The sequence below is a fragment of the Brevibacterium sp. 239c genome (assembly GCF_900169365.1).
Taxonomy (GTDB): domain Bacteria; phylum Actinomycetota; class Actinomycetes; order Actinomycetales; family Brevibacteriaceae; genus Brevibacterium.
This window is the reverse complement of record NZ_FXZH01000025.1, coordinates 44,737-53,670: the sequence shown is the minus strand read 5'-3', so window position 1 is coordinate 53,670 and position 8,934 is coordinate 44,737. Positions and strand designations below refer to the sequence as shown.

Annotated in this window: 7 protein-coding genes and 2 tRNA genes; 7 read left to right on the top strand and 2 right to left on the bottom strand. The window is 60.3% G+C overall.

The window, feature by feature from the left end; genetic code table 11:
* Positions 1–298 precede the first annotated feature (298 nt).
* Positions 299–372 (bottom strand) — tRNA-Pro (locus BSP239C_RS18125).
* Between the two features lie 178 nt (positions 373–550).
* Here BSP239C_RS18125 and BSP239C_RS18120 point away from each other — a divergent pair.
* The 7 genes from BSP239C_RS18120 to BSP239C_RS18090 all read left to right on the top strand — a co-directional run bounded on the left by BSP239C_RS18120 (position 551) and on the right by BSP239C_RS18090 (position 8,139).
* Positions 551–624: transfer RNA gene (locus BSP239C_RS18120), tRNA-Gly, on the top strand.
* Positions 625–817: 193 nt separating this feature from the next.
* Positions 818–2,185, top strand: coding sequence for a hypothetical protein (locus BSP239C_RS18115; protein WP_101574748.1), 1,368 nt, complete (start codon positions 818–820; stop codon positions 2,183–2,185).
* 180 nt (positions 2,186–2,365) lie between these two features.
* Positions 2,366–3,715, top strand: a complete 1,350-nt coding sequence (gene tig, locus BSP239C_RS18110; protein WP_101574747.1) for a trigger factor — start codon at positions 2,366–2,368, stop codon at positions 3,713–3,715.
* A 318-nt stretch (positions 3,716–4,033) separates the two neighbouring features.
* Complete coding sequence (locus tag BSP239C_RS18105; protein ID WP_101574746.1) at positions 4,034–4,630, top strand: ATP-dependent Clp protease proteolytic subunit; 597 nt, start codon at positions 4,034–4,036, stop codon at positions 4,628–4,630.
* A gap of 26 nt (positions 4,631–4,656) precedes the next feature.
* Entirely contained in the window at positions 4,657–5,298 is a 642-nt protein-coding gene (locus BSP239C_RS18100; protein WP_101574745.1) for an ATP-dependent Clp protease proteolytic subunit, read from the top strand.
* 251 nt (positions 5,299–5,549) lie between these two features.
* A complete protein-coding gene (gene clpX, locus BSP239C_RS18095; RefSeq protein ID WP_101574744.1) occupies positions 5,550–6,836 on the top strand; it encodes an ATP-dependent Clp protease ATP-binding subunit ClpX in 1,287 nt (428 codons plus the stop codon).
* Positions 6,837–6,849: 13 nt separating this feature from the next.
* Positions 6,850–8,139 (top strand): MFS transporter, encoded by a 1,290-nt coding sequence (locus BSP239C_RS18090; RefSeq protein WP_101574743.1) that lies wholly within the window; start codon positions 6,850–6,852, stop codon positions 8,137–8,139.
* A 91-nt stretch (positions 8,140–8,230) separates the two neighbouring features.
* Here the strand turns inward: BSP239C_RS18090 and BSP239C_RS18085 are convergent, their stop codons facing one another.
* Positions 8,231–8,920, bottom strand: coding sequence for an AIM24 family protein (locus BSP239C_RS18085; RefSeq protein ID WP_101574742.1), 690 nt, complete (start codon positions 8,918–8,920; stop codon positions 8,231–8,233).
* Positions 8,921–8,934: the final 14 nt, after the last annotated feature.

Genomic DNA, 8,934 nt, shown 5'->3' with positions numbered 1-8,934 from the left:
CGGCTGCGTGGACCAGGAAACCTACTCGAAAAGTCACGAGACCAGATGCCGGCCGCCCGGAGACAACGTCTTTGTACGGGACCTCGTTCAGCGTCGAAGACGGTAACGGTATCCAGAAAGGTTGGGGTGGACGATCACGGTGAAACCATCAGGATTAGCCTGCCGAACACGCCCTACCCATACACACATTTTGGCCTATACCCCACATTTTGGCCTATACCCCAGATAAGGGGGTGCGGGCGAGCTGTGAATACGAAGAGAGCCGCCCGGACATTGAGTCCGAACGGCTTCGCTATCGTCGGGATGACAGGATTTGAACCTGCGACCCTCTGTTCCCAAAACAGATGCGCTACCAAGCTGCGCCACATCCCGCGACGTAGACAATCTAACCACAGGCAGGGGGCCAGATGCACATCGATTCGGCCGTTTGGTGCGAATGGGATGCAGGTCACATGCGAAGGGTTCGGTCGTTGCGAGCAGTGTGACTCAGCTCATCTTCGAACGATTTGGCGGCAGGCGCGAATGTCGACTATAGTCGTTAACGCAACACGGGGATGTAGCTCAATGGTAGAGCCTCAGTCTTCCAAACTGATGGTGCGAGTTCGATTCTCGTCATCCCCTCCATTTACCGGTCGGACCTGATGGTCCGGCCGGTTGTTTTGATTCTCGAACCGATTTGCTCCACTCCATCGCGGGCTCGGATAGAATTCAGTACCGCCCAGCATCTTGTGCTCGGCATTTCTCACCAACCCTGTGCGACCGAGGTGGCACCCTTCGCTGCTGAAGGTGACCCACGGCAGAAAGCCAGCCCCCAGATATGACCTCCGAACCTTCGCAGCCCCGACTGCACCTGCCACGGCCGAACCGTCGTCAGGTTCTGACCGGTGCATTGACCGGTGCCGGTCTGCTCGGGGCAGGGTTCGCGACATCGTCTGGCACCGACATCCTCGCCGAGGTGGGCCGAAGTGATCCTCTGCGCTCCGTCACCGTCGTCTTCACCTCGGGGGCCTCTCGCGAAGGTCTAGACATCGACATGGCGAAGCGGTTGGAGCCCCACTCACGTGTCCTGCCCGACGTCGACGATGCCGGCCCGGCATCCCGACAGCGGGAATTCCTCGACCGGTGTGCCCCGTGGATCACTCACCTGCCAGAGCATCGACGCGATCTTGCCACCTCGGCGCTGCTCGATCTGTGGGTTCTCACCGACTCGCTGCCGGCGACGGTGGCCAGCTGGGATCGGCCGTGGCGATACATCTGGCCGCGCGATGCGGCATTCGCTGCGGTTGCCTTGGCCCGGATCGGTTCGATCGACCTGGCGTGGAAACATCTTCTTCATCTGCAGTCGCTGCAGTTTGAAGACGGATCGTTTGCGGCACGATACATCCCGGGTACCGGGAAGGCCCCAGACGAGCGCCCGTCGCAGTTCGATGCGATCGGACTCCTGCTCTGGGCCGTCAGCGAGGTCCACGCTTCGGCGGTCAGCACAGAGGGAGAGCACGTTGAGATCGTGGCGCTTGAGGCCATGACTCCGATGCTGCGACGATCATCGCGGCGCCTCCTCCGCCTCACGAAGCAGGGCAGCGCTCTGCCACCGGTGTCCTCCGACTACTGGGAAGTCAGCGAATCCCAAGTCACTCTTGGTACTGCGGGGCCCACTCTGCTGGGTCTGCAGGCACTCGTCAGGCTGGCCGGGCACAGCAGCGGTATGTGGGGACACATCGATGGGGGAGTTGACGCCCTCGGAGAGAGCTGCGCGGCGTACGAAGCCACATTCTCTCGAACATTCATTGCCAATGGACTGCAGCGCTACCCGACCTCGGGAGGCCTCGATTCGGCGGTCGCTTATCTGCCCGCAGCTGGGGCGGGCCTGGGCCTGGACGAATCGACGCTCGATCATGTCTGGGACAGGCTGAGCCAGCCCGCAGGCGGGATCAAACCCGGCCACGGTTGGATCTTCGATCAGACGAGCTGGACGCCGTCTACGTCTCTGATGGGACTCGGGTTCGCCAGAATCGGGGCCAGGAAGCAGGCTGATGAAGTCCTCAACTGGTTGGGACGCCATCGGACGCAGGCCGGCTCCTTTCCCGAGAAGGTCAGCGCAGAAGGTGCTGCACTGTCCGTGGCTCCTCTGTCATGGACGGCATCCAATGTGATCATCACACTCGACGAGCTTCACTGCCCCTGATTGCGCTCCTCGCGAACTCGTGCCCTGCAGTGTCCTGCCTGTTTCGTGTTTTGTCCCGTGTTTCGCGTAATATGGGTGACTGCGTCTTGCGGACGTGCGCGATCTCATCGTGGACTTTCGCTCCCTCCAGGTCACCAGATGACCGAATTAGCATGACTGTCGAAATTGAAAGGTCGCACTGTGAAGAGCTCCGTCGAGCAACTCGACCCCACGCGGGTCAAGATCAGCGTGGATGTCCCATACGCCGAACTCAAGCCGAGCATCGACGAGGCATACAAGACCATCGGTGGCCAGGTGACTATCCCGGGCTTCCGCCAGGGCAAGGTCCCCGCGCGCATCATCGATCAGCGCGTCGGCCGACCCGCAGTGATCCAGGAGGCCGTGAACAACGGTCTTGACGGCTTCTACCGCGAGGCTGTCGAAGAAAACGATCTCAAGCCACTGGGTCAGCCAGAGGTTGAGATCTCTGAGGTCCCCGGCCTCGACGGCACCGAAGACGGCGACCTGACCTTCACGGTTGAGGTAGACGTGCGTCCGAGCATCGAACTGCCTGCCTATGACACCATCAGTGTTGAGGTCGACCCGATCGAGGTCACCGATGAAGACGTCGATGCCGAACTCGAGCAGCTGCGCACCCGCTTCGGAACCCTGAGCTCCGTTGACCGTCCTGCAGCCAAGGACGATTTCGTGACCCTCGATCTCGTTGCCACCATCGACGGTGAAGAGATCGACACCGCTTCCGACATCTCCTACCAAGTTGGTGCCGGAACCATGCTCGACGGCATGGACGAAGCTCTCGACGGCCTGTCGGCAGGCGAGACCACGACCTTCGAAACCACCTTCGCAGGCGGAGAGCACGCTGGCGAAACCGGTACCGTCTCCATCACGCTCAGCGCCGTCAAGGTTCGCGAACTGCCAGAGGCTGACGATGACTTCGCGCAGCTGGCCAGCGAATTCGACACGATCGATGAGCTGCGCACAGACCTGCGTGAGCAGGCCGCTAAGCAGAAGGAGACCGACCAGGGTGCGCAGGCACGCGACAAGGTCCTCGAATCTCTGATCGAAACCCTCAACGTGCCGGTTCCTGAGAAGGTCGTCACCGACGAGGTTGAGCGTCATCTCGAGTCCGAGAGCCGCGTGGACGACGATGAGCACCGCAAGGAGGTCACCGAGGAGACCGAGCGCAACCTCCGCACTCAGTTCATCCTCGACTCGATCGCCGAAGCCGAAGAGGTCGAGGTGACTCAGCCTGAGCTCATCGAGTACCTGATCTCTGCTTCACAGCAGTACGGCATGAACCCGAACGAATTCGCGCAGATGCTCGACAGCTCGGGACAGGTCAACGCCTTGGTCGGAGAGGTCTCGCGCCGCAAGGCCCTGGCCGCTGCACTGGCCGGTGCTGTCGTCAAGGACACTGCAGGCAACGTCATCGACATGGAGGAGTTCACCTCTCCTGCTGAGGAAGAGGCACCTGAAGGTGCCGAGGAATCAGACGCGACTGTCGTTGCTGAAGGCGACGACGAGAACTGATTTCGCACCGCCTCGGCGGTGACAGGGCCGACAACGGTGGGCACGGGAGATATTCCGTGCCCACCGTTTCGCTATTCTGTGACCACCCTTTCGCAAATGTGGACCGGTCGGCCCCAGTCGGCTGCACTCCGGCCTGTCCCGATTCGGCTGGCCACATTTCGGGCGGCAGGCGCGAGCTCAGACTTGGGCGAATTCTGTGCCCGATCACGCTGATGGCGAACACAGGCGCTCCGACGGACTAAATCCGACCGGTGAGCAGTTAGAGTCCATATCAAGCCAACCAAAGACCAACAGGAGTGAAACGTGAGCGCACATGAAATGACAGCGCCCGTCGGCCTCGACGCCGGTGGGGCAATGGGTCTCGATGACCATATTTTCAACCGCCTGCTCAAAGAGCGCATTATCTGGCTCGGTTCGGAAGTGCGTGACTCCAACGCCAACGCGATCTGTGCACAGATGATGCTGCTGGCTGCAGAGGATCCCGACGCGGACATCTCGCTGTACATCAACTCCCCGGGTGGCTCGGTCACCGCGGGAATGGCGATCTACGACACGATGCAGTACATCAAACCGGACGTGTCGACAGTGGCGATGGGCATGGCAGCTTCTATGGGACAGTTCCTGCTGTCCTCTGGTGCTCCGGGCAAGCGCTACGCCACACCTCATGCTCGTATTCTCATGCACCAGCCTCTGGGTGGCATCGGTGGTACAGCCACGGACATCAAGATCCAGGCTGAACTGATTCTGCACATGAAGAAGCAGATGGCCGAGCTGACCGCCGAGCAGACCGGCAAGTCGCTCGAGCAGATCCTCAAGGACAACGACCGCGACCACTGGTTCACCGCCGAAGAAGCCCTGGAATATGGCTTCATCGACAAGATGGTGGCCCGTTCGTCCGACGTCACCGACAACTGAGTGGGAGCCAAGGAAGAATGAATTCAATGAACTTTATGCCAGGGTCCACCGCCGGCAACATGCCGCAGTCCCGCTATGTCATGCCCCAGTTCGAAGAGCGGACTCCCTACGGTTTCAAACGCCAGGACCCCTACACGAAGCTCTTCGACGATCGCGTGATCTTCCTGGGAGTCCAGGTCGACGACACGAGCGCCGACGACGTGATGGCCCAGCTCCTGGTCCTCGAATCACAGGACCCTGACCGTGACATCACGCTGTACATCAACTCACCGGGCGGTTCGTTCACTGCGATGACCGCGATCTACGACACGATGCAGTACATCAAGCCGGAGATCCAGACGGTCTGCCTCGGTCAGGCCGCCTCGGCGGCTGCCGTTCTGCTCGCAGCTGGTACTCCGGGCAAGCGTTTGGCTCTGCCCAACGCTCGAGTCCTCATCCACCAGCCGGCGATGGAGGGTTCGGGCCAGGGCCAGGCCTCTGATATCGAGATCCAGGCCGCAGAGGTCTTCCGGATGCGGCAGTGGCTGGAGACGACCCTGTCGAGTCACTCCAACAAGTCACCGGAGCAGGTCTCCAACGACATCGAGCGTGACCTCTTCCTCACCGCCGAACAGGCGAAGGACTATGGACTCGTCGATCAGGTGCTTACCTCCCGCAAGGCGGTCTGAGGTACACCGACAACATCGGGCCCGGACAGTCGTCGACTGTCCGGGCCCGATGTTGTCGGTGCTGTGAAGTTGCCACAGGGTGAAGCGGCGAGTAGTTTGGGCCTTCTCGACAGCGTGGGTGCGTTCAACTTCTCCGACACACCGAATGGCGGTGCTGACGGCTCATGTCAGTCCCGTATGGGAAGCTATTGAGGTACAGGAAACACGAGCGGTAGAGTTGGGGCCAGGTGCCCCGGCGGAAGGTTGTGACAGTGGCTCGCAGTGCGGACGGAGCAGACCTGCTCAAATGTAACTTCTGTGGGAAATCCCAGAAGCAGGTTCGGAAACTCATCGCCGGACCTGGAGTCTACATCTGCGATGAATGCATCGGGCTGTGCAACGAGATCATCGAAGAGGAACTCAGCGAAGGCACCGCCGAACATACCGAGATCGAGTTGCCCAAACCGCGCGAGATCTTCGACTTCCTCCAGGAATACGTCGTCGGTCAGGAACCTGCGAAGAAGGCCCTGTCCGTTGCCGTCTACAACCATTACAAGCGGATCCGCTCCCTGCAGAGTGACGAAGACACGAAGACTCTGGGCTCAGACGACACCGAAGTCGAGATCGCGAAGTCCAACATCCTCCTCGTAGGCCCCACCGGATCCGGCAAAACCTATCTCGCACAGTCACTGGCGAAGAGACTCGATGTGCCCTTTGCAGTGGCAGACGCGACAGCACTGACCGAAGCAGGATACGTCGGCGAAGATGTCGAAAACATTCTGCTCAAGCTCATCCAGGCCGCGGACTTCGACATTCAGAAGGCCGAACACGGCATCATCTACATTGATGAGATCGACAAGATCGCTCGCAAATCGGAAAACCCCTCGATTACCCGCGATGTCTCCGGCGAAGGCGTCCAGCAGGCGCTGCTGAAGATTCTCGAGGGTACACAGGCCTCCGTGCCGCCACAGGGCGGACGCAAGCATCCGCACCAGGACTTCCTCCAGATCGACACCACGAACGTGCTCTTCATCGTTGCCGGCGCATTCGCAGGCATGGAGGAGATCGTTGCCGGCCGAAAGGGCAAACACGGCATCGGATTCGGCGCACTCCTGCAGTCGAAGAACGACGAAGAAGACCTCTACGCCGATATTCTGCCCGAGGATCTGCTGAAATTCGGGCTCATCCCCGAATTCATCGGGCGCCTGCCAGTGCTGGCCACCGTCTCCACACTTGATCGTGCCGCACTGATATCTATCCTCACAGAACCGAAGAATGCTCTGATCAAGCAGTACCAGCGCATGTTCGAGTTCGACAATGTCGAACTCCGCTTCGAGACCGACGCATTGGAAGCCATCTCCGACCTCGCGCTCCTGCGCGGCACTGGGGCACGTGGTCTGCGGTCTATCTTGGAAGAGGTTCTGCAGTCGGTCATGTTCGATGTGCCCTCCCGGGAGGACATCGCCGAGGTGGTCGTGACCAGAGACGTCGTGGAAAAGAATGCCGCCCCGACGCTGGTGCCTCGCGAGCAGCCTCGAACATCCAAAAAATCAGCCTGACCCGTCTCATTAGATGAGGCTGTTCGCTGACACCCGGCCTCTGAAATACGTCAACTTCCGTCGGCTGTGGTTGGCCAATATAGTCACCGTCATCGGTGCTCAGATGACGGTGGTTGCCATTCCCGCGCAGATCTATCACATCACCGGATCCTCCGCCTACGTGGGTCTCAGCGGCGTCTTCGGTCTGATTCCCCTCGTCGTCTTCGGGCTCTGGGGTGGTTCACTGGCCGACGTCATCGACCGTCGCAAACTGCTCATCATCTCCACTGTCGGGCTGATCATCGCCAGCTCATTGTTGGCTCTCATCGCCGTGACGCAGCTGGACAACGTGTGGCTGCTGCTGTGCGTGTTCTCCTTGCAACAGGCCTTCTTCGGCCTCAACCAGCCGGCTAAGGGTGCTCTCCTTCCGACGATCATTCCGCTTGAGCTTCTTCCTTCTGGCAACTCGCTCAATATGACTGTTATGACGCTGGGCGCCGTGGCCGGACCGATCATCGGTGGGGCACTGATTCCGGTCGTCGGCTACCAGATGCTCTATGTCGTCGACGCACTGTTCCTGGCGACGACTCTCTACGCGGTGATGCGTCTGCCTGCATTGGTGCCTTTGAAACAGCCCGACACCCGCTCCGGTTTCAAGGGAGTCATCGACGGCTTCCGCTACTTGGGAACGAACTCCGTGGTCATGGTCTCTCTGCTGGTCGACGTCATCGCCATGGTGTTCGGTATGCCCAGGGCACTGTTCCCACAGATCGCAACCGAGACCTTCAATGGTCCGCCCGCCGGAGGCATTGTGTTTTCGCTGCTGTTCGCATCCTTGGCGGCAGGCAGCGCACTGGCAGGAATCTTCTCCGGTTGGGTCTCCCGCATCGAACGGCAGGGCCTGGCGGTGATCACTTCGATCATCGTTTGGGGTGTCGCGATGTCGCTGTTCGGCCTGTCCTTGGAGTTCGCCTCCGAGTATTGGACGGCAGCCCTGATCGTGGCACTTCTCGGTCTGGCCGTCGGCGGCGGCGCCGACATCATCTCCTCTGCCTTCCGCTCCACGATGCTGCAGGAGGCTGCCAGTGATGATATGCGTGGACGCATGCAAGGTGTCTTCATCGTCGTGGTCGCAGGCGGGCCCCGCATTGCTGATGTGCTGCATGGGACGGTCGCTGAGTTCACGAACACGACGGTTGCCTCCGCCGGAGGAGGCCTCATGGTCATCGTGCTGGTCCTCGCCTGTGCGCTCTTCTTCCCGACGTTCCGCCGTTACCGGGTGGAACGTGGGGGAGAGCAGCAGTCGCGCACGTCGGTGACCTGAGGGGTCTAGTCGAGAAGACGTTTAGTCGAGACAGCGAACCCGAGGTGGCCCGGAAGTTGATCCGGGCCACCTCGGTCTCGTATGAGCCTGATCAGGCTTGAGGAGTGTACACAGCGTTCTCAGCGGGCTGGACGACGACGAATCCCGGGCCGTGGAAGGCAAGCTGGATCGATTCGCCCGAGCCACGACCGAAGAAGGTCCCCACGCTGACATCCGTCTTGATCTGCGGTGCCAAAGACGAGGACCAGCACACCGCGGCCTGCGGGTCGACGAACGTTGGCTGCTGGGAACAGTCGAGGACCATCGGTTCGCCTTTGCAGCAGATGGCGGCGGTGCCTGCGCCGCTGAGTTCGAGGTTGAACAGGCCTGAGCCGCTGGCCATGGCTCCTATTCCGCCCTTGATACGTTTGATCTCCCAATTGAGGACATCATCGAAGGCCAGCAGGTTCGCGGTATTGACCGTCAGTGCATCCTGCTGGCCTTCCAACGCCATCATGAAGATGTTCGAGGCCTCACGCGCGAAGAATACTTCGCCGTGGCCCTCGACCTTCATCACATTGCCGCCCTCACCTGTGGCGGCCTTCTTCATGAACTGTCCCACCGACTTCGAACCCTGGTGAGCGAAATGGACATCGCCCTGATACGCAACCATTGCGCCTTTCGTGGCGATCATGGGTGTATTGGGCGTGATGACTGTGCGCAGCATCTTGTTCGACTGCAGAGTCCAGCGTTCCTGGTTCTGGATCTCTGCATTTCGCTTGGAAAAGAGTTCACTTCTCATAGTTCAAGGGCCTT

What these genes read in the sequence shown, in the direction of transcription:
- BSP239C_RS18115 (WP_101574748.1), top strand. Translation starts at nt 818, where the DNA reads ATGACCTCCGAACCTTCGCAGCCCCGACTGCACCTGCCACGGCCGAAC.
- BSP239C_RS18105 (WP_101574746.1), top strand. Translation starts at nt 4,034, where the DNA reads ATGACAGCGCCCGTCGGCCTCGACGCCGGTGGGGCAATGGGTCTCGAT.
- BSP239C_RS18100 (WP_101574745.1), top strand. Translation starts at nt 4,657, where the DNA reads ATGAACTTTATGCCAGGGTCCACCGCCGGCAACATGCCGCAGTCCCGC.
- BSP239C_RS18090 (WP_101574743.1), top strand. Translation starts at nt 6,850, where the DNA reads ATGAGGCTGTTCGCTGACACCCGGCCTCTGAAATACGTCAACTTCCGT.
- BSP239C_RS18085 (WP_101574742.1), bottom strand. Translation starts at nt 8,920, where the DNA reads ATGAGAAGTGAACTCTTTTCCAAGCGAAATGCAGAGATCCAGAACCAG.